Origin of the sequence: Streptomyces nogalater, assembly GCF_039532885.1 — a bacterium.
GTDB lineage: Bacteria > Actinomycetota > Actinomycetes > Streptomycetales > Streptomycetaceae > Streptomyces > Streptomyces nogalater.
On the sequence record NZ_BAAASM010000015.1, the window covers coordinates 117,148 to 137,734 of the forward strand.

Here is a 20,587-nt window from a genome sequence, read left to right on the forward strand (position 1 = left end):
CGATCCGCTCGGCGGGCCGGGGTGGCGTCCGCGACCGTGCCCCCGGGACCCCGGTTGCCCAATCCCCGGCTGACCGGGCTCGGCAGCGGGCTGTTCTGTGCCGTGGCGATGTTTCTGCTCGGCTGCCTGGACCAGTTGCTTTTCGGTGCCTCCCCGACGGTCTACGGCGTGCTGTTCCTGCCGGTGTGCGCACTGACCGCGCTGTGGGTGCGCGGCGGGGACGTGCTGAGCGCGCCCGTGGTCCTGCCGATCGCGTTCGCGGTGGGGCTGCTGCCGGTCGCCGAAGGCGGCGGGGGGCTGCTCGGCCGGCTGATGGGGCTGGTCACCGGGCTCGCCACCCAGGCCGGGTGGCTGTACGGGGGGACGCTGCTCGCCGCGGCGATCGTCCTCGTCCGCCGGGTGCGGTGGGTACGGGGACGCCAGCGGCGCGGCTGACGGGGACGCCAACTGCGCGGCTGACCGCCCCGGCCCGGGAGCGGGATGCCTGACGGCCCCGACCCAGGCACAGCATGCTGAAGCCCCCGGCCCGGACGCGGCACGCCCGACGGCCCCCGGCCCGGACGCGGCACGCCCGACGGCCCCCGGCTCACGAACGGCACGCCTGACGGCCCCGGCCCGGAAACGGGATGCCTGACGGCCCCGGCCCGGGCGCGGCACGCCTGACGGCTGGCCGGCTCACGGACGGCACGCCCAACGACCCCAGACCACGCACGGCACGCCTCGGCCTCGACCCCGATTCAGGCCTGGTACAGCTGACGGCCCCAACCCAGGCGCGGCACGGCTGAAGCCCCCAGCCCACGGACGGCACGCCCAACGACCCCAGACCACGCACGGCACGCCCGACGACCCCGGCCCACCGACAGCACGCTCGACCGTCCCGGCCTCGATTCAGGCCGGCGCGGCTGACGGAACTCCGGCCTGGGGCCCGGTAGGGCCGGCTAAGCCTCACCCCCGGACCTCGCCCCCGGATCTCACCCCCGCGCCCCGGTCGGCGGGCCGGGAGGGCGAGCGTCGTCCCGTCAGGCCGACTGTGCCGCCCTCATCGCCGCTCCCACGATTCCCGCGTTGTTCTGGAGTCGTGCCGGGACGATCTCGGCCTTGACCTCCTCGATGAGGTGCAGGAACTTGTCCGCCTTGCGGCTGACCCCGCCGCCGATGATGAACAGTTCCGGTGAGAAGAGCATCTCCACGTGCTGGAGATACCGCTGGACGCGGTGCGCCCACCGCTCCCAGCTGAGGTCGTGGTCCTCCTTGGCCTTGCTGGAGGCGCGCTTCTCGGCCTCGTGGCCGCCCAGCTCCAGGTGGCCCAGTTCGGTGTTGGGGAGCAGGACGCCGTCCACGAAGACCGCGCTGCCGATGCCGGTGCCGAAGGTGAGCAGGATGACCGTGCCCCGGCGGCCCCGGCCGGCGCCGAACTCCATCTCGGCGACGCCCGCCGCGTCCGCGTCGTTCACCACGGTCACCGGCAGGCCGCCGAGCCGGTCGCCGAGCAACGCGCGCGCGTCGGTGTCGATCCAGCCCGGGTCCACGTTGGCCGCCGTACGGACCGTGGCGCCGCCGGTGACCACCCCGGGGAAGGTCAGGCCGACCGGCCCGGTCCACCCGAAGTGGTCCACGACCTGTTTGACCCCGTCGGCGACGGCCTCGGGCGTCGCCGGGTGCGGGGTGAGCACCTTGTGACGCTCCTGTGCCAGGTCGCCCCGGTCGAGATCCACAGGGGCGCCCTTGATGCCGGATCCGCCGATGTCCACGCCGAAGATCTGCATGGCTCCACGTTACGACGGACCACCGACGGTCACGCCGCGGGCGTACCGCTCCCGCCGCGCTCGGCCACCAGTGCCGCCGCCTCCTCGCGCAGGTCGCGGCGCAGTTCCTTGGGCAGCGAGAAGGTGATGGTCTCCTCGGCCGCCCTGACCAGCTCCACATCGCCGTAGCCGCGCTCGGCGAGCCACTGCAGGACCTGCTCCACCAGCACCTCGGGCACGGAGGCTCCGGAGGTGACGCCGACGGTCGTCACGCCCTCCAGCCAGGACTCGTCGATCTCGTCGGCGAAGTCGACGAGGTGGGCGTCGCGGGCGCCGGCCAGCTTGGCGACCTCGACCAGCCGCTTGGAGTTGGAGGAGTTGCGCGAGCCGACGACGATGACCAGCTCGGCCTCGGCGCCCATCTGCTTCACCGCGAGCTGGCGGTTCTGGGTGGCGTAGCAGATGTCGTCGCTGGGCGGGGAGACGAGGCCCGGGAACTTGGTCTTCAGGGCGTCGACGGTCTCCATGGTCTCGTCGACGGAGAGGGTGGTCTGGGAGAGCCAGACGACCTTGGAGGGATCGCGGACCTCGACCTTGGCGACGTCCTCGGGGCCGTCGACCAGCTGGATGTGGTCGGGGGCCTCGCCGGAGGTGCCGATGACCTCCTCGTGGCCCTCGTGTCCGATCAGGAGGATGTCGTAGTCCTCGGCGGCGTACCGGACGGCCTCCTTGTGGACCTTGGTGACCAGGGGGCAGGTGGCGTCGATGGTGGCGAGCCGGCCCTGCCGGGCCTCCTCGTGCACCACGGGCGCGACGCCGTGCGCCGAGAACATGACGATGTTGCCGGGCGGCACTTCCTCCGTGCGCTCCACGAAGATGGCGCCCTTTTTCTCCAGGGTCTGCACCACGTACTTGTTGTGGACGATCTCGTGCCGGACGTAGATCGGGGCCCCGTACTGCTCCAGGGCTTTCTCGACGGCGATCACGGCGCGGTCCACGCCGGCGCAGTAGCCCCGGGGGGCGGCGAGCAGGACACGGCGGCCAGACGAAGCGGTCATGCGTCCCATCGTAAGGCCGCGTTCGGAAGCACAAAGATCGCTTCCCCACACTCCGCGGGGAAGACTTGTGTGTATGTCCAACACCGGAACGACGACCTCCGGGGCCGATGCGGATCATCGCCTCCGGCGCAGTCTGGGCCTGCGGGACCTCGTTGTCTACGGGCTGCTGTTCATCGCCCCGATGGCGCCGGTCGGGGTGTTCGGGGCGCTGGACGCCAGATCGCACGGCGCGGTGGCGCTGGTGTACGCGGTGGCGACGGTCGCCATGGGGTTCACGGCGTTCAGCTACGCGCAGATGGTGCGGGTCGTACCGCGGGCGGGGTCGGTGTACGCCTACGCGCGCGCGGGGCTCGGCAAGGGCGCCGGGTTCGTCGCCGGCTGGATGGCGATGCTGGACTACGTGCTCATCCCCGCGGTGGCCTATCTCTTCTCCGGGATCGCGATGAACGCGCTGGTCCCGGAGGTGTCCCGGTGGGTGTGGACGGCGCTGGCCGTGGTGCTCACGACCCTGCTGAACCTGTGGGGCGTACGGGCCGCCGCGCGCGTGGGCTTCGCCGTGCTGGTCCTGGAGATCGCGGTCCTGCTGGTGTTCGCGGTCTCGGCCGTCGTGGTGCTGGTGCGGGAGGGGGCGGAGCGGGGACCGCTGTCGCCGCTGACCGGGGACGGCACGCAGGGCGGGTTCGCGGCGGCCGCGGTGCTCGGCGCGGTGTCCGTGGCGGTCCTGTCGTACCTGGGTTTCGACGCGATCGCGACGTTCGCCGAGGAGGTCACCGGGGGCTCGGCGCGGGTGGCGCGGGCGCTGCTGTTCTGTCTGGCGCTGGCCGGGGTGCTGTTCGTGGCGCAGACGTATCTGGTGGCGCTGCTGGAGCCGGTGTCGTCCGCGGGGCTCGCGCGTGATCCGGGGCGGCAGGGGCCGGCCTTCTACGACGCGGTGGACTCCTCGGTCGGCACGTGGCTGCACGATCTGGTGGCCGCGAGCAAGGCGGTCGGGGCGGCGTTCGCGGCGCTGGCGGGGCAGGCGGCGGCCGGGCGGCTGCTGTTCGCGATGGGCCGCGACCGGCGGCTGCCGCGCGGGCTGTCCCGGACGGACGGGGGCGTGCCGCGGGTCGCGCTGCTGTGCGCGGCGGTGGTCACGCTGGTCGCGGCGGGGTGGGCGGCGCGCCGGGACGACGGGCTGGACAAGCTGGTCTCGGTGGTCGACATCGGCGCGCTGTCCGCGTTCACGCTGCTGCACGCGAGCGTGGTGGGGTATTTCCTACGGCGCCGGCGGGAGCTGAGCTGGTGGCGGCATGTGCTGGTGCCGGTGGTCGGGGCGGTCATCACGGTGGCCGTCATCGTGGCGGCGTCCGGGGTGGCCCAGGTGGTGGGGGCGGTGTGGCTGGTGATCGGCCTGGGGGTGCTGGTGGGCCAGCGGGGCCGGGTTCCCGGATAACCGCCTGGGTGCGCCCCGAAGGGGCGCGGGGAACCGCGCGGGCAATCAGAACGGACCCGCACCCGGCAACGCGCGCCCCCGCCCCCACGGTGCACGGCCGCACGGCCGCCCCCTTGTCAGTACCGGCCGTTACTCTCGACCGCATGGCTGTGAACACGTCCCCGGAGTCCCCCCTGCCCGTAGGCGAGGTGTCACGGCTGATCGGGGGATGGATCGACCGGCTCGGCGCGGTGTGGGTCGAAGGGCAGATCACGCAGTTGTCGCGCCGCCCCGGCGCCGGTGTCGTGTTTCTCACGCTGCGCGACCCGTCGCACGACATCTCCGTCAGCGTGACCTGCTATCGCCAGGTCTTCGACGCGGTCGCGGACGTCGTCGGCGAGGGCGCCCGTGTCGTCGTCCTGGCGAAGCCCGAGTGGTACGCGCCCCGCGGTCAGCTGTCCCTGCGCGCCGCCGAGATAAGGCCCGTCGGCGTCGGCGAGCTGCTGGCCCGGCTGGAGCAGCTGAAGAAGTCCCTGGCGGCGGAGGGGCTCTTCGCGCCGGAGCGGAAGAAGGCGTTGCCGTTTCTGCCGCAGCTCATCGGGCTGGTCTGCGGCCGGGCCTCCGCCGCGGAGCGGGACGTGCTGGAGAATGCCCGGCACCGCTGGCCCGCCGTGCGCTTCGAGGTGCGCAACGTCCCCGTGCAGGGCGTGCACGCCGTTCCGCAGGTCGTGCAGGCGGTCAAGGACCTCGACGCGATGGACGAGGTGGACGTGATCATCGTCGCGCGCGGCGGCGGCAGCGTGGAGGACCTGCTGCCCTTCTCCGACGAGCAGCTGGTGCGGGCGGTGGCCGGCTGCCGTACGCCCGTGGTGTCGGCGATCGGGCACGAGCCGGACAACCCGCTGCTGGACCACGTCGCCGATCTGCGCGCCTCCACGCCGACGGACGCGGCCAAGAAGGTCGTACCCGACGTGGGCGAGGAGCTGGAGCGGGTGCGGATGCTGCGGGACCGGGCGCGGCGCTGCGCGGCCGCGTTCGTGGAGCGGGAGGAGCGCGGGCTGGCGCACGCGCTGACCCGGCCCGCGATACAGGATCCGCACCGGATGCTCGACGAGCGCGCCGACCATGTGCTCTCCCTGCTGGAGCGCGGCCGGCGGACCCTCGGGCATCTGCTGGACCGCGCGGACTCGGAGCTGACGCACACGCACGCGCGCGTGGTGGCCCTCTCCCCCGCGGCGACGCTGCGGCGCGGCTACGCGGTACTGCAACGGGCGGACGGGCACGTGGTGCGCGATCCCGCCGAGGTGACGGCGGGCGAGGCGCTGCGGGCCCGCGTCGCCGACGGTGAACTGACGGTGAAGGTGGACGGATGACGAGCAAGGTGGACGAGGCGCTCTCCTACGAGCAGGCCCGGGACGAGCTGATCGAGGTCGTACGGCGGCTGGAGGCGGGCGGTACGACGTTGGAGGAGTCCCTGGCGCTGTGGGAGCGCGGCGAGGAGCTGGCCAAGGTGTGCCGGCGCTGGCTGGAGGGCGCACGGGCCCGGCTGGACGCGGCACTGGCCGAGGAGGAGAAGGGCGCCGAGGGGACGGGCGAGTAGCCGGTAACCGGTACGAACCACTCCGGCTGCCTGCCGACCGGTACGGCCGGCAGGGCTGTCGCCGGTCAGCCGCTACGGCACCCGGAGTGCCTGCCGGCCGGTACGGCCACCGGGCCAACGGCCGACCCACACGGCACCCGGACCATCGACCGCCCCGCACGGCCACTGGGCTGCCGGTCAGGCGGTATGGCACCCGGGCTGCCGGTCAGCTCGTACGGCACCCGGGATGTCTGGCAGCCGGTACGGCACCGTGGATGTCTGGCAGCCGGTCCTGCCTCTGCGCCGTCGGTCACGCCCGTGCGGCCACCCGTGTTGTGAGGCGGATCACCGCACCCCCGTCTTAGTTGAACGTTAAACCTCATTGGCGTAGGGTCGACCCCGTCAGCCGGTCCGGCCTCCCGTCGGACCGGACGCGCACCCCAGGAAGTACACGCATGTCTCTCGTTCTTGACCCCGCCGCCCAGGACCTGCTGTTCCGCGAGGCCCGTACCGCCAACACCTTCACCGACGAGCCGGTGACCGACGAGCAGGTGCAGGCGATCTACGACCTGGTCAAGTACGGTCCCACCGCCTTCAACCAGAGCCCGCTGCGCATCACCCTGGTCCGCTCCCCCGAGGCCCGCGAGCGCCTGGTCGGACTCATGGCCGAGGGCAACCAGCCCAAGACCGCCGCCGCCCCGCTGGTCGCGATCCTCTCCGCGGACAACGAGTTCCACGAGGAGCTGCCGGCCCTCTTCCCGCACTTCCCGCAGGCCAAGGACGCGTTCTTCAGCGAGCGCCAGGCCCGGGAGAGCGCCGCCGCGTTGAACGCCACCCTCCAGGCCGCCTACTTCATCATCGGCGTCCGCGCCGCGGGCCTGGCCGCCGGCCCGATGACCGGCCTCGACTTCGAGGGCGTCCGCAAGGAGTTCCTGGACGACGACCACACCCCGCTGATGGTCGTCAACATCGGCAAGCCGGGCCCGGACGCCTGGTTCCCGCGCTCCCCGCGCCTGGCCTACGAGGACGTCGTCACCACCGTCTGACGGCTCCCGTGCATGTGAGGAGGCCCCCGGCAGTGCCGGGGGCCTCCTCACATGCACGGGGGAGCGCGCGGTCACGCGCGGGCGGTCACTCCATCTTCAGCGCCGCCGCCAGCGTCGTCAGGTCCTCGAAGGAGGCGGTGCCGGCCACCACCGTGGTGGAGCCTGGGGTGTCCTCCAGGACCAGGGCGTCGTACCGGCCGCCGGTGTAGCGGGTCCAGGTGCGGCCGCCGATCCGCTCGGTCCGCTGGGTGGCCGAGCCGCCCTGGGTCGCTTCCTCGATGACGTCGGCGCGCTTCTGCGTCGACTGCTCCACCTGCGCGTACTGGCCGTCCGGGGTCTGGAAGCCGAGGTGCCAGCGGTTGGCGTCCTTGCCCCGGGAGCGTACGGAGGTCGGTTTCCAGGTACTCGGCAGGCCCTCGGGCGCGGCCACCGGGTAGCTCGCCGCCCGGCGGGCCGTGAGCAGCTCGACCCGGTAGTCGACCCGCTGGATCTCGGGAGCGTGATCGTCGTGCGGGATGGTGAAGAAGTACACGACCAGCGACGCGACGACGATCAGGGCCAGGGAGAGGACCATGTCCCGGGCCGTCTTCTGCTTGCGGTTCGAACCTGCCACGTCCCCTATCGTCGCAGGTGTCCCAAGCGCTCATCCGTGGGGTCCCCTGCTCATTTTGTATGCCTAACGATAGAGTCGGGTCCAAGACCCTCATCCGGCCGTCGTCGTATCAGAAAGGTGCGCTCCGATGACCGAACACCATCACCTGCCGTCCGAGCTCGATGTTCCCTCGGAGGCTCCCGACCGCAACCTCGCCCTGGAGCTGGTCCGGGTGACCGAGGCCGCCGCGATGGCCGCCGGCCGTTGGGTGGGGCGCGGTGACAAGAACGGCGCCGACGGTGCCGCGGTGCGCGCCATGCGGACCCTCGTCTCCACCGTGTCGATGAACGGCGTGGTCGTCATCGGCGAGGGCGAGAAGGACGAGGCGCCGATGCTCTTCAACGGGGAGCACGTGGGCGACGGCACCGGTCCCGAGGTGGACATCGCCGTGGACCCGATCGACGGCACCACGCTGACAGCCAAGGGCATGCCGAACGCGATCGCCGTCCTCGCCGCCGCCGAGCGCGGCGCGATGTTCGACCCGTCCGCCGTGTTCTACATGGACAAGCTGGTCACCGGCCCCGAGGCGGCGGACTTCGTCGACATCAACGCGCCCGTCGAGGTGAACATCCGCCGGATCGCGAAGGCCAAGCGGTCCGCGCCGGAGGACGTCACCGTGGTCATCCTCGACCGGCCCCGGCACGAGGGCCTGATCCGGGAGGTCCGGGAGGCCGGCGCGCGCATCAAGCTGATCTCCGACGGCGATGTGGCCGGTTCGGTGTACGCGCTGCGCGAGGGCACCGGTGTCGATCTGCTGCTCGGTATCGGCGGCACCCCCGAGGGCATCATCTCGGCCTGTGCCGTGAAGTGCCTGGGCGGGACCATCCAGGGCAAGCTGTGGCCGAAGGACGACGAGGAGCGGCAGCGCGCGATCGACGCCGGACACGATCTGGACCGGGTGCTCACCACGGACGACCTGGTCTCCGGGGAGAACGTCTTCTTCGTCGCGACCGGCATCACCGACGGGGAGCTGCTGCGCGGGGTCCGGTACCGCTCGGAGACGGCGCTGACCGAGTCCATCGTCATGCGGTCGAAGTCGGGGACGGTCCGCCGGATCGACTCCGAGCACCGGCTGCGGAAGCTGCGGGCCTACAGCGCGATCGACTTCGACCGGGCCAAGTAACGCCCGAGGGCCCGCGAGCCGAGAGCCCCCGAGCCGAGGGGCCGCGAGTCCGTAAGCCGTGAGTCCGTAAGCCCATCGAGTCCACGAGCCCGTAAGCCCGTGACCCGCGAGAAGGGGCACCCCCGCACGCCGGGGGTGCCCCTTCTTCCGCTGTCTCAGCCCGCCATGCGGTTCGCCGCCGCTCGCGCCGCCTTCTTCAGCTCCACCTCGCGGCGGCGCCGACGCGCCAGGACCACCCGGCGTTCGGCCGCCGTCAGGCCGCCCCAGACGCCGTAGGGCTCGGGCTGGAGCAGGGCGTGCTCGCGGCACTCGACCATGACAGGACAACGGGCGCAGACCCGCTTGGCCGCCTCCTCGCGGGACAGCCGGGCGGCGGTCGGCTCCTTCGACGGGGCGAAGAACAGCCCGGCCTCGTCGCGCCGGCACACCGCCTCGGTGTGCCAGGGTGCGTCTTGGTCCCTGTCTCGCGCTGGCACCCGCTGGACCGGAACGCCAGCTACCTGCAGGGACGAATGCGGCGGTTGCAGCACGGTCTACTCCTGACGACGGCTTCGCGAGCGAGAGACGATGCAGCAAGGCCTACCCGCTGTGCGCGCGCCTATGCACAGCGTTGGCGGCGGCAAGGTCGCGGCGGCTCGTTCCCGCCCCCTGCCCCGGCGCCGCCGACGGACCGGATCGTTCCGGTCACCGGCGGATTCGCGACCGTCAACGGCCCGGGTGCCGACGCGGCTTCCGGTCGGCCTTGTCCTGGACGCGCCGCAGGATGTCCGAGACGGTCCGGCCACGCCGGGGCCGTGCCTCCACGGCGCCGAGGACCGCCCAGCCGTCGACGTGGACGACCGGCGCCGCGGGGTCGGCCGAGTCCAGCGGGCTCACCTCGAACCTGCCGAGCACCCCGCCCCCGGTGCCGTGCAGCGAGATGTTCTCCGGGACCCGGATCCGGACGTCGCCGAAGACGGAGACGGCCTTGATGACCACCTGCTGGTACTCGAAGATCGCCTCGCTGAGATCGATCTCCACGCTGCCGAAGACCGCGTACGCGCGCAGCCGGCGCCCGGCGCGCAGCCGGCCCCGGCGCACGGCGCTGCTGAACACCGCCACCACGCCGGCGTCGGCCGCCGCCGGGATCCCGCCCGGCTCGGGGCGGGGCGCGAGGGCCGTGCGGGCGGGGGCGGCGGGCAGGTCCCGGATGAGGTCCTCCAGCTCGCCCACCGTCTTGGCGTACAGCGCCCCGTCCACGCGTTCGGCGTGCTCGTCGGGGGTCAGCCGGCCCTCGGCCAGGGCCTCGCCGAGTATGCCGGCGGTCCGGTCGCGTTCGGCGTCCGAGGCGCGCAGCTCGGTCGCGGGTGTGGGTGCGCTCTGCTTGTGAAGGTCCACGACGGCAGCGTATCGAAAACACGATAGATCGCGATAGCCCCCCGAGGGCGCCCCGGATGTGCCCCAGGGTCACCGACTGAGCCTTACCTCACAGGTTCGCCGCCGACGGCAGGTTCTACGCTGGACAGGCTCGCCAGCGTCGGCGGGCGGCCGTCCGTCAGAGTGAGGAATGGGCTGAGATGCCTGAGTTCGCGTACACCGATCTGCTCCCCCAGGGCGAGGACACCACTCCGTACCGGCTGGTGACCTCCGAGGGCGTGTCCACCGTCGAGGGACCGGACGGCCGGACGTTCCTCAAGGTGGAGCCGGAGGCGCTGCGCAAGCTGGCCGAGGAGGCCATCCACGACATCCAGCACTACCTGCGCCCGGCCCACCTGGCGCAGCTGCGCCGGATCATCGACGACCCCGAGGCCTCGGCGAACGACAAGTTCGTGGCGCTGGACCTGCTGAAGAACGCGAACATCGCGGCGGCCGGCGTGCTGCCCATGTGCCAGGACACCGGCACGGCGATCGTCATGGGCAAGCGCGGGCAGAACGTGCTGACGGCGGGCGAGGACGAGAAGCATCTCTCGCACGGCATCTTCGACGCCTACACGAAGCTCAACCTGCGCTACTCCCAGATGGCTCCGCTCACCATGTGGGAGGAGAAGAACACCGGCTCCAACCTGCCGGCCCAGATCGAGCTGTACGCGACCGACGGCGGCGCCTACAAGTTCCTGTTCATGGCCAAGGGCGGCGGCTCGGCCAACAAGTCCTTCCTGTACCAGGAGACCAAGGCCGTCCTGAACGAGTCCTCCATGATGAAGTTCCTGGAGGAGAAGATCCGTTCGCTCGGTACGGCCGCCTGCCCGCCGTACCACCTGGCGATCGTCGTCGGCGGCACCAGCGCGGAGTTCGCGCTGAAGACCGCGAAGTACGCCTCCGCGCACTACCTGGACAACATGCCGGCCGAGGGCTCGCCGCTCGGCCACGGCTTCCGGGACAAGGAGCTGGAGGAGAAGGTCTTCGAGCTGACGCAGAAGATCGGCATCGGCGCGCAGTTCGGCGGCAAGTACTTCTGCCACGACGTCCGCGTGGTCCGGCTGCCCCGGCACGGCGCGTCCTGCCCGGTCGCCATCGCCGTCTCCTGCTCCGCCGACCGCCAGGCGCTGGCGAAGATCACGCCCGAGGGCGTCTTCCTGGAGCAGCTGGAGACCGACCCGGCGCGCTTCCTGCCGGACACCACGGACGAGCACCTGGACGAGTCGTCCGACGTGGTGAAAATCGACCTGAACCAGCCGATGGACACGATCCTCGCCGAGCTGACCAAGTACCCGGTCAAGACCCGGCTGTCGCTGACCGGTCCGCTGGTCGTGGCCCGTGACATCGCGCACGCCAAGATCAAGGAGCGGCTGGACGCGGGCGAGGAGATGCCGCAGTACCTGAAGGACCACCCGGTGTACTACGCCGGCCCGGCCAAGACCCCCGAGGGGTACGCCTCCGGTTCCTTCGGCCCGACCACGGCCGGCCGCATGGACTCCTACGTGGAGCAGTTCCAGGCGGCGGGCGGCTCGAAGGTGATGCTCGCCAAGGGCAACCGCAGCAAGCAGGTCACCGACGCGTGCGCGGCGCACGGCGGCTTCTACCTCGGCTCCATCGGCGGCCCGGCCGCCCGCCTGGCCCAGGACTGCATCAAGAAGGTGGAGGTCCTGGAGTACGAGGAGCTGGGCATGGAGGCCGTCTGGAAGATCGAGGTCGAGGACTTCCCGGCGTTCATCGTGGTGGACGACAAGGGCAACGACTTCTTCCAGGACCCGGCGCCCCAGCCGACGTTCACCTCCATTCCGGTACGGGGTCCCGGCCTGGCCTAGTACGCGGGTCCCGGGGCGGGCGTCGTACGAGGGGTGCCCGCCCCGGGCCGGCGGTCAGCTGAAGCGCTGGGCCGCCGAGCCGTCGCAGGTCCGGAGCCTGACCCGCTCCTTCGCCGCCGCCAGGGTCAGGCACAGGCCCGGTGCCGCCGCCGGGCGGAGGGTGCCGGACTGGCGGACGAACCGCTGGTTGGCGCCGCCGTGGCAGTTCCACAGGACTAGGCCCGTGCCCGGGGTGTAGGAGCCGTCCGGGACGTCCAGGCAGCGGTCGTGGGTCAGTTCCAGGTGCAGCGCGCCGCGCCCGGTGTCGTGCCACCAGCCCTGGTTGCGGCCCCCGTGGCAGTCCCAGCCGATGACCTCGGTGCCGTCGGCGCTCGCCGAGCCCGAGGCGTCGAGGCAGGCACCGGTGGCCTGGCCGGTCAGCGGGCCGAACGCGTCGTCCCAGGCGCCCGGGTGCAGCTCGGGCGTGCCGGTGCTCGCCGGGTCGGCGCACCCCGCCTCGCGCAGCCCGGAGTCGTACAACCGGGTCAGGCACGCGGCGAAGGCGGCGTGGCCGCGGGCGTTGGGGTGGAAGGACTGCCGTACCGAGTTGGCGTCGGGCGGGAAGGGATTGGCCAGGTCGACGTACAGGCCCCGCGCCCAGGTGTCCTCCATGCAGACCTCGTGGCCGTGGAAGAGCCGGGAGTTGTCCAGGTAGCGGGCTCCGCTCTTCCGGGCCGCCTCACGCATGCCGCGTTCGAAGAGCGGGACGGCGCTGTTCCGGCCCCAGGCGCTGTCGGAGTCGTAGCCGGTGCAGCCGCCCGCGAGCTTGCCCGGGAAGCCGGGGTTGTCGTGGATGTCGGGGCCGATGGGGCTCGGGTAGCCCATGAGGACGAGTTCGTAGTCGCCGTCGGCGTAGCCCGCGTCCCGCATCACCGTCTTCAGGTCGGCGACGGTGGCCTCCACCTTGGGTACGAGGGCGTCCACCCGGGCCTGCCAGCCGGGCGCGTACTTCGGCTCGCAGGCGCCCTGGAGGGTGAGGTAGCGGGTGACGCAGTCGGTCATCACGGGCCCGAACTGGAGGTCGTCGTTGGCGCCGGCGACGAGGACGATCATCTTGATCCGGGTGGTGCGCGCCTTGACGGCGAGGCTGTCGCTCTGGACGAGCTCGTCGGCGTACTGCCGGGTGCCGCCGATGCGGATGTTGCCGGTGGAGGCGCCCGAGCAGGAGACGTTGTAGGTGACGTCGGCCGGGATGCCGGTGCGGTGGATGGCGGCCTGGGGTGAGCGGTGGCACCAGTTGTCCGGGCCGTTGGTGCCGGGGTCGTAAGTGCCGACGCCCTCGCCGGATATCTCGCTGTCACCCAGCGAGATGAGCGAGGTCTTGCGGTCGGCCAGGGGCCGCTGGGCCGGGTCGCCGTAGAGGGCGGTGGCCTCGGCGGCCCGGACGCGTTCCAGGTCGGGCGGGAGGGGGGTGGCCGCCGTGGCGGCGGGGGCCGCGTGGGCGGTGGGGGCCGCGAGGCCCGCGAACACGGTGGCGGCCGTCGCGACAGCGGCGGCCGTACCTCTGATCCTGGATCCGATGGATCCGACGCGTTGCATGACGCCTCCCCGAAGCAGGTGTTACCCCCGGTATTTACTGGCGGGTAGTCAGATAGGGAATACATGCGACGCGACACGTGCTCAGGTTTTCGGAGGTACGACGATGACGACCGAAGAGCCGCAGTACCGGATCGAGCACGACTCGATGGGCGAGGTCCGGGTCCCGGCCCATGCCAAGTGGCGCGCGCAGACCCAGCGCGCCGTCGAGAACTTCCCCGTCTCCGGACAGCGCCTCGAACGCGCCCACATCGAGGCCCTGGCCCGCATCAAGGCGGCGGCGGCCAAGGTGAACGCCGGGCTGGGCGTGCTGGACGAGGACATCGCGGGGGCGATCCAGGAGGCGGCCGGGGAGGTCGCCGCCGGCCGCTGGGACGAGCACTTCCCGGTGGACGTCTTCCAGACCGGCTCCGGCACCTCGTCCAACATGAACACCAACGAGGTCATCGCGACGCTGGCCACCGAGCGGCTCGGCCGTGACGTGCACCCCAACGACCACGTCAACGCCTCGCAGTCGTCCAACGACGTCTTCCCGTCCTCGATCCACATCGCGGCCACCGCGGCCGTCACCCACGACCTGATCCCGGCCCTGGAGCACCTGGCCGCGGCCCTGGAGCGCAAGTCCGCCGAGTTCGCGGACGTGGTGAAGTCCGGGCGGACCCACCTGATGGACGCCACCCCCGTCACCCTCGGCCAGGAGTTCGGCGGGTACGCGGCCCAGGTCCGCTACGGCGTCGAGCGCCTGCGGGCCTCCCTGCCCCGCCTGGCCGAGCTGCCGCTGGGCGGCACGGCGGTGGGCACCGGCATCAACACCCCGCCCGGGTTCTCCGCCGCCGTCATCGAGGAGGTCGCCCGGGTCACCGGGCTGCCGCTCACCGAGGCCCGCGACCACTTCGAGGCGCAGGGCGCCCGCGACGGCATCGTGGAGACCAGCGGGCAGCTGCGGACCATCGCGGTCGGCCTGACGAAGATCGCCAACGATCTGCGCTGGATGTCCTCCGGCCCGCGCACCGGCCTGGCCGAGATCCGGCTGCCCGACCTCCAGCCCGGCTCCTCGATCATGCCGGGCAAGGTCAACCCGGTGGTCCCCGAGGCCGTCCTGATGGTCGCCGCGCAGGTCATCGGCAACGACGCCACCATCACCACGGCCGGCGCGGCGGGCAACTTCGAGTTGAACGTCATGCTCCCGGTCCTCGCCAAGAACGTCCTGGAGTCGATCCGGCTGCTCGCCAACGTCTCCCGGTTGCTGGCCGACCGGACGATCGACGGCATCACCGCCGACCGCGAACGCACCCGCGAGTACGCCGAGTCGTCCCCGTCCGTGGTCACCCCGCTGAACAAGTACATCGGTTACGAGGAGGCCGCGAAGGTCGCCAAGAAGTCCCTCGCCGAACGCCGGACGATCCGCGAAGTCGTCCTGGAGGGCGGGTACGTGGAGCGCGGGGACCTGACGCTCGACCAGCTCGACGAGGCGCTGGACGTCCTGCGGATGACGCGCCCGTAGCCCGCGGGCGAACGTTTCCGGCCACCCGGGGCGGCCGTGACGCGCGCCGCAGCGTCGTATGCCGGAGGCACCTAAAATCTGTCCATGACGGACGACGGAGCGATGGCACGAGTGACGGCGGGAGCGGCGGCGCGCTGGACCCCGGGGACGCACATCCTGTGGCGCTACCGGGAGAACGGGGGCGAGCAGTTCCACATCGCCCGGCCCGTCACCGTCGTACGCGACGACGCCGACCTGCTGGCGGTGTGGCTGGCCCCCGGCACCGAGTGCGTGAGACCGGTCCTGGCCGACGGCACGCCCGTGCACCTGGAGCCGCTGGAGTCCCGCTACACCAAGCCGCGCACCGTCCAGCGGGACCGCTGGTTCGGCACGGGCGTGCTGAAGCTGGCCCAGCCCGGCCGGCCCTGGTCGGTGTGGCTGTTCTGGGAACCGGGCTGGCGGTTCAAGAACTGGTACGTCAACCTGGAGCAGCCGCTGGTGCGTTGGGCGGGCGGGGTGGACTCCGAGGACCACTTCCTGGACATCTCGGTGAACCCGGACCGCAGTTGGCACTGGCGGGACGAGGACGAGTTCGCGCAGGCCCAGCGGGACGGGCTGATGGACCCGGCGACCGCCGAACGGGTGCGGGCGGCGGGCCGGCAGGCGGTGGACGTGATCCGCGCGTGGGGGCCGCCGTTCCCGGACGGCTGGCAGAACTGGCGCCCGGATCCCTCCTGGGCGGTACCTTCTCTACCCGAGGACTGGGACCGCACGCCCGCGCATGTGTCCTCATGAGACCCTTGATGCGCCCCCGGGCGAGAAACGTAGGATCGTCCTCCGCAAGGGCGCGTGAACGCAACTACCGGAGCATGCGCCGGGGCTGACCGATCGTCACCGAGGGACGGCAGGACGTGAGCGAGGGGTACCAGGGCACCACCACGAAAGCCGGCCCCGCGGGAATCCCGTTCCCTGGGCACGTATTGCGGGTATCGGGACTTCGGCGGGACCAACTGCGCGCCCGGCGCATCCGGCGCGCAGCCCCGGACGGACGGATGCGACACGCGTGACGGAGCAGCCCACCTCCATCGAGCGCCCCCAGCCGGGCGCCGACCCCGCGGAGGCCCGCGGGGCGTTCCTGTGTGCCCCGGAGCAATCCGCGCGGCAACCCGGCGAGCCGGCCTTAGCCGCGCAGGCCCGTGCCGACACCACGCCCGCCGGCCCGGGCACGGCCACGCCCCGTGGCAAGGGAGAGGACGGCATGGGGAAGGAGCACCCGGTGGGCGGCCCCGAACACTCCCAGCCCGCCATCACCGAACCCGACGCGCTGCGCCCGCGGCCCGCGCCGGACGGCATCCCGGCGCAGCCCGGCACCGACCCGGAGCGCGCGCCGGGCGGCCCGGAGCGCCGGACCGGGCGGACGGTGCCGTCGGGCCGGCCGATGCCGATGCGGCGGGACGGCGACCGGCTCAGGTTCGTGGGCGCGGCCACCCGGCGCATCGCCCGCGGGCTGGACCTGGACGAGATCGTGATGGGTCTGTGCCGGGCCACCGTGCCGACGTTCTCCGACGCGATCCTGGTCTATCTGCGCGACCCGCTGCCGGTCGGCGACGAGCGGCCCATCGGTCCGGTGGTGCTGCGGCTGCGGCGCACCGACCGGATACCGGACGAGCGGGACACCGACGGGGTGCTGCTGCCGTCGGCGTTCGAGCCGGAGCCGGAGCCGTCGGTGCTGGCGGACCTGTCGGCGCTGACCACCGAGTTGTGCGAGGTACGGCCGGGCGGCGCGCTGAACGAGGTGCTGCGCGGGGTGCGCCCGGTGTTCGCCGACGCGCCCGCCGCCCGGGCCGCGCTGCCCGAACTGCTCGGCGAGAGCGGGGAGGCGGTGGTACCGGACGGGCAGCACGCGATCCTCGCGCCGCTGCGCGGCCGGCGCCGGGTGATCGGCGCGGCGCTGTTCCTGCGCCGACCGGACCAGCCGGCGTTCGAGGCGGACGACCTGCTGGTGGCCGCGCAACTGGCCACGCACAGCGCGCTCGGCATCGACAAGGCGGTGCTGTACGGCCGGGAGGCGTACATCGCCGACGAGTTGCAGCGCACCATGCTGCCCGAGACCCTGCCCCGGCCCACCGGTGTCCGGCTGGCCTCGCGGTATCTGCCGGCGGCGGAGACCGCGCGGGTCGGCGGCGACTGGTACGACGCGATCCCGCTGCCGGGCAGCCGGGTCGCCCTGGTCGTCGGCGATGTGATGGGCCACTCGATGACCTCGGCGGCGATCATGGGCCAGCTGCGCACCACCGCGCAGACGCTGGCCGGGCTCGACCTGCCGCCGCAGGAGGTGCTGCACCACCTGGACGAGCAGGCGCAGCGCCTGGGCACCGACCGCATGGCGACCTGCCTGTACGCGGTCTACGACCCGGTGACGCACCGCATCACGATCGCCAACGCCGGCCATCCGCCGCCCGTGCTGCTGCACCTGGGCGGCCGGGCGGAGGTGCTGCGGGTGCCGCCGGGCGCGCCGATCGGGGTCGGCGGGGTGGACTTCGAGGCGGTGGAGCTGGACGCGCCCGCCGGGGCGACCCTGCTGCTGTACACCGACGGACTGGTGGAGTCCCGGCTGCGGGACGTGTGGACCGGGATAGAGCAGCTGCGCGAGCGGCTGGCGGCGACCGCCCGGCTGACCGGGCCGGATCATCCGCCGCCGCTGGAAGCGCTGTGCGACGAGGTGCTGGACATGCTCGGCCCGGGCGACCGGGACGACGACATCGCGCTGCTCGCGGCCCGGTTCGACGGAATCGCGCCGAGCGATGTCGCGTACTGGACGCTGGACCCGGAGCACACGGCCCCCGGCCAGGCCCGCCGGCTGGCCCGCCGGGCGCTCGCCCGCTGGGACCTGGAGGACCTGTCGGACTCGGTGGAGCTGCTGGTCAGTGAGGTGGTGACGAACGCGGTGCGGTACGCGTCGCGGCCGGTGACGCTGCGGCTGCTGCGCACGGACGTGCTGCGCTGCGAGGTCGGCGACGATGTGCCGCAGCTGCCGCGCCTCAGGCAGGCCCGGGCCACCGACGAGGGCGGGCGCGGCCTGTACCTGGTCAACAAGCTGGCCCGGCGCTGGGGCGCGACCCGGCTGAGCACCGGCAAGGTGGTCTGGTTCGAGCTGAACCGCTGAGCCGTCAGCCGCCACGACGCCGAGGGGCGCCCGGAGTTCTCTCCGGGCGCCCCTCGGCGTCGTGCGGGCCCTACGGGCCGAAGTGGAAGCCGTCGTCGTCGTCCGGGTCGGGCGGGCCCTCGGTGGTGGGTTCCGTCGGCAGCCCGGTGGTGGGCGTCCCGGACGGCGTCTGCGAGGGCGTGTGGGACGGCGTCCGGCTCGGCGTCTCGGACGGCGTCTGCGACGGCGTGTGGGACGGCGTCTCGCTCGGGGTCTCGGACGGCGTCTGCGACGGCGTCGTGGACGGGGTCGGCGGCGCGCTGCTGGTGGGCGGCGGGGGCGGTGCGACGGCGGCGCCCTGGGTGGTGTCCAGGTCGAACGCGGAGCGGTCGGTGACGCCGAAGGTGTAGGCGGCCCAGATCTCCGCCGGGTAGCCGCCGCCGTTGATCCGGCCGCGCCCCGGAAGCAGTCCGGTCGCGCCCTCCATGGACACATGGCCGTGGGTCTTCGGGTCCTCGCCGAACAGGCCGACGGCGGTGACCAGGTCGGGGGTGTAGCCGGTGAACCAGGCGGACTTGTTCTCGTCGGAGGTGCCGGTCTTGCCCGCCACCTGCTGGCCGTCGCGCAGCGGGTTGTCGGCCACGGACCGCTTGGCCGTGCCGTCGTCCACCACGCCGGTGAGTACCGAGGTGACCGTGTCGGCGACCGTGCGGCTGAGCACCGTGCCGCCGACGGGGTCCGGTATGTCGACCGAGCGGCCCTGGCTCTCCGCCGACTTGATGATGGTCGGGGTCACCTTGTGGCCGTGGTTGGCGAAGGTGGCGTAGATGCCGGCCATCTCCAGGGGGCTCGCGCCCATCGAGCCGAGCGTCTGGGCGGGCACCGCCGGCATGCCCTTGGTGTCCATGCCGAGGCTGCTCGCGGTGCTCATGACGTCGTCCATGCCGACGTCCACGCCCATCTGCGCGAAGACGGAGTTGACGGACTTGTTCATCGCCTCCTGGACGGTGATCTTGCCGTAGTCGACGTCGTCCTCGTTGGGCGGGGCGAAGCCGACCGGGCTGCCGTGGTCCACCACCGGGCGCCGGTTGCCGCCGTCGTAGACGGTGTCGGCGGTGATGGGCTTGCCGTCCTGCGTGGTGGCCTCGCGCTCCAGCGCGGCGGCGAGGATGACCGGCTTGAAGGTGGAGGCCGGCTGGTAGTCCCTGCGGGTGGCGTTGCTGTAGTAGTGCTGGTGGTAGTCCTGGCCGCCGTACAGCGCGACGATCTTGCCGGTCCCGGGGTCCACGGAGACGGCGCCGGGCTGGATGTCGCCGTCGACCTTGCGCTTGGACTTGTCGAGCTTGCTGGTCAGCTCGCTGCGGACGGCCCGCTCCAGCGCGGCCTGCTTCTTGCGGTCGATGTTGAGGGTGATGGTCCACCCCTTCCCCGCGACCGCGTTCTCCGCCTGCGACTGGGTCAGGCCCTCCTGCGCCATGAGCTGCTGTTCGAGCTGCTGGTTGGCCAGCTCGACCAGATAGCCCTTCTGCCCGTCGAGCCCGGGGGCGCCCTTGGGCTCCTTGATCTTGGGGAAGTGCATGGCCGTGCGCCGGTCCTTGGGGAGCCAGCACTCCTCGACCATGTTGTCCAGGACGTAGTTCCAGCGCTCGGTGACCAGCCGCTTGCCGGTGTCGGTCGCCACCGCCCAGTCGTACTGGCTCGGTGCCTGGAGCAGCGCGGCGAGGTAGGCGCCCTGCTCGACCGTGAGGTCCTGGGCGTCGACGCCGAAGTAGGCCTGGGCGGCGGCCTGGATGCCGTAGGCGTTGCGACCGTAGTAGCTGGTGTTGATGTAGCCGGCGAGGATGTCGTCCTTGGACTTCTCGCGGTCCACCTTCAACGCGATGACCACTTCCTTCAGCTTGCGCGTGACGGTCTGGTCCTGGTTGAGGTAGTAGTTCTTGACGTACTGCTGGGTGATCGTGGAGCCGCCCTGCTTGCCCCGGCCGCGCAGGGTGTTGAGCAGGCCGCGGGCGGTGCCCTTGAAGTCGACGCCGGAGTCGCTGTAGAAGCTCTTGTTCTCGGCGGCGACGAAGGTCAGCTGGACCTTGCGGGGCACTTTGGACAGATCGACGATCTCGCGGTTGACCTTGCCGCTGCGGGCCAGCAACGTGCCGTCGCTGTACTTGTAGACGTTGCTCTGCTGCCGGGCGGCGGCATTGCCCTCGGGGATGTCGACGTACAGGTACAGGCCGACGAAGCCGAGGATGGCGAGCAGGCACACTCCGAAGACGGTGCCGAGGATCTTCTTCCAGGTGAACATCCGGCGCAGGAGGCTCTTGGGGGGTTTGCCGGCCGCCGCGGGATCGGAGCGGCGGCGCTTGGACGCCGCGCGGTGACCACCACGCTGTCGCGCTCGTCTCTCTTCCGCTCGTCCCATGGGTCCCTACGCTCGCTTCCGTCTCGGGGTCAGCTCCGAAAGCTAACACCCGCCTATATGACAAAGGGCGACCGATCCGGTCTTTTACGGACGTGACAATCAGCACCCACCCGTAGGGAACCGACGT

17 protein-coding genes are annotated in these 20,587 nt (G+C 72.1%); 10 read left to right on the forward strand and 7 right to left on the reverse strand.

The features are described from left to right. The first annotated feature begins 54 nt into the window (after nt 1–54). Nucleotides 55–435 carry a DUF6542 domain-containing protein gene (locus ABD350_RS14235; protein ID WP_382466696.1) on the forward strand — a complete coding sequence of 127 codons (381 nt, stop codon included), beginning with the start codon at nt 55–57 and terminating at the stop codon, nt 433–435. 584 nt (nt 436–1,019) lie between these two features. Here the strand turns inward: ABD350_RS14235 and ppgK are convergent. Both ppgK and ABD350_RS14245 read right to left on the reverse strand, forming a co-directional pair. Continuing rightward, a complete protein-coding gene (gene ppgK / locus ABD350_RS14240) occupies nt 1,020–1,766 on the reverse strand; it encodes a polyphosphate--glucose phosphotransferase (protein ID WP_344348387.1) in 747 nt (248 codons plus the stop codon). 29 nt (nt 1,767–1,795) lie between these two features. Further along, a complete protein-coding gene (locus ABD350_RS14245) occupies nt 1,796–2,812 on the reverse strand; it encodes a 4-hydroxy-3-methylbut-2-enyl diphosphate reductase (RefSeq protein WP_344348389.1) in 1,017 nt (338 codons plus the stop codon). A gap of 64 nt (nt 2,813–2,876) precedes the next feature. Here ABD350_RS14245 and ABD350_RS14250 point away from each other — a divergent pair, with 64 nt between their 5' ends. The 4 genes from ABD350_RS14250 to ABD350_RS14265 all read left to right on the forward strand — a co-directional run bounded on the left by ABD350_RS14250 (nt 2,877) and on the right by ABD350_RS14265 (nt 6,839). Further along, nucleotides 2,877–4,235, forward strand: coding sequence for an APC family permease (locus ABD350_RS14250; protein WP_344348390.1), 1,359 nt, complete (start codon nt 2,877–2,879; stop codon nt 4,233–4,235). A 143-nt stretch (nt 4,236–4,378) separates the two neighbouring features. Continuing rightward, complete coding sequence (gene xseA / locus ABD350_RS14255; RefSeq protein ID WP_344348391.1) at nt 4,379–5,587, forward strand: exodeoxyribonuclease VII large subunit; 1,209 nt, start codon at nt 4,379–4,381, stop codon at nt 5,585–5,587. Further along, entirely contained in the window at nt 5,584–5,814 is a 231-nt protein-coding gene (locus ABD350_RS14260) for an exodeoxyribonuclease VII small subunit (RefSeq protein ID WP_344348392.1), read from the forward strand. The genes xseA and ABD350_RS14260 overlap by 4 nt, the downstream gene beginning before the upstream one ends. Before the next feature lie 434 nt (nt 5,815–6,248). Then, complete coding sequence (locus tag ABD350_RS14265) at nt 6,249–6,839, forward strand: malonic semialdehyde reductase (RefSeq protein WP_344348393.1); 591 nt, start codon at nt 6,249–6,251, stop codon at nt 6,837–6,839. Between the two features lie 85 nt (nt 6,840–6,924). Here ABD350_RS14265 and ABD350_RS14270 read toward each other — a convergent pair whose 3' ends face one another. Then, nucleotides 6,925–7,452 (reverse strand): DUF4245 domain-containing protein, encoded by a 528-nt coding sequence (locus ABD350_RS14270; protein WP_344348395.1) that lies wholly within the window; start codon nt 7,450–7,452, stop codon nt 6,925–6,927. A gap of 127 nt (nt 7,453–7,579) precedes the next feature. Here ABD350_RS14270 and glpX point away from each other — a divergent pair, with 127 nt between their 5' ends. Further along, entirely contained in the window at nt 7,580–8,614 is a 1,035-nt protein-coding gene (gene glpX / locus ABD350_RS14275; RefSeq protein ID WP_344348396.1) for a class II fructose-bisphosphatase, read from the forward strand. Nucleotides 8,615–8,769: 155 nt separating this feature from the next. Here glpX and ABD350_RS14280 read toward each other — a convergent pair whose 3' ends face one another. After that, nucleotides 8,770–9,144: a WhiB family transcriptional regulator gene (locus ABD350_RS14280; protein WP_189997456.1), complete on the reverse strand. Its 375-nt coding sequence runs from the start codon at nt 9,142–9,144 to the stop codon at nt 8,770–8,772. 175 nt (nt 9,145–9,319) lie between these two features. Next, complete coding sequence (locus tag ABD350_RS14285) at nt 9,320–9,991, reverse strand: DUF1707 SHOCT-like domain-containing protein (protein ID WP_344348397.1); 672 nt, start codon at nt 9,989–9,991, stop codon at nt 9,320–9,322. Nucleotides 9,992–10,170: 179 nt separating this feature from the next. On the opposite strand from ABD350_RS14285, the gene ABD350_RS14290 reads away from it, so the two are divergent. Continuing rightward, entirely contained in the window at nt 10,171–11,841 is a 1,671-nt protein-coding gene (locus tag ABD350_RS14290; protein ID WP_344348398.1) for a fumarate hydratase, read from the forward strand. Between the two features lie 54 nt (nt 11,842–11,895). Here the strand turns inward: ABD350_RS14290 and ABD350_RS14295 are convergent, their stop codons facing one another. Further along, entirely contained in the window at nt 11,896–13,419 is a 1,524-nt protein-coding gene (locus ABD350_RS14295) for a ricin-type beta-trefoil lectin domain protein (RefSeq protein WP_344348400.1), read from the reverse strand. A gap of 103 nt (nt 13,420–13,522) precedes the next feature. Here ABD350_RS14295 and ABD350_RS14300 point away from each other — a divergent pair, with 103 nt between their 5' ends. The 3 genes from ABD350_RS14300 to ABD350_RS14310 all read left to right on the forward strand — a co-directional run bounded on the left by ABD350_RS14300 (nt 13,523) and on the right by ABD350_RS14310 (nt 18,065). Then, nucleotides 13,523–14,920 carry a class II fumarate hydratase gene (locus ABD350_RS14300; RefSeq protein ID WP_344348401.1) on the forward strand — a complete coding sequence of 466 codons (1,398 nt, stop codon included), beginning with the start codon at nt 13,523–13,525 and terminating at the stop codon, nt 14,918–14,920. 84 nt (nt 14,921–15,004) lie between these two features. Next, nucleotides 15,005–15,694, forward strand: a complete 690-nt coding sequence (gene fomD / locus ABD350_RS14305; protein WP_344348402.1) for a cytidylyl-2-hydroxypropylphosphonate hydrolase — start codon at nt 15,005–15,007, stop codon at nt 15,692–15,694. Nucleotides 15,695–15,962: 268 nt separating this feature from the next. Next, a complete protein-coding gene (locus tag ABD350_RS14310; RefSeq protein ID WP_344348404.1) occupies nt 15,963–18,065 on the forward strand; it encodes a SpoIIE family protein phosphatase in 2,103 nt (700 codons plus the stop codon). Nucleotides 18,066–18,135: 70 nt separating this feature from the next. Here ABD350_RS14310 and ABD350_RS14315 read toward each other — a convergent pair whose 3' ends face one another. Then, nucleotides 18,136–20,460: a transglycosylase domain-containing protein gene (locus tag ABD350_RS14315; protein ID WP_344348405.1), complete on the reverse strand. Its 2,325-nt coding sequence runs from the start codon at nt 20,458–20,460 to the stop codon at nt 18,136–18,138. Nucleotides 20,461–20,587 lie beyond the last annotated feature (127 nt).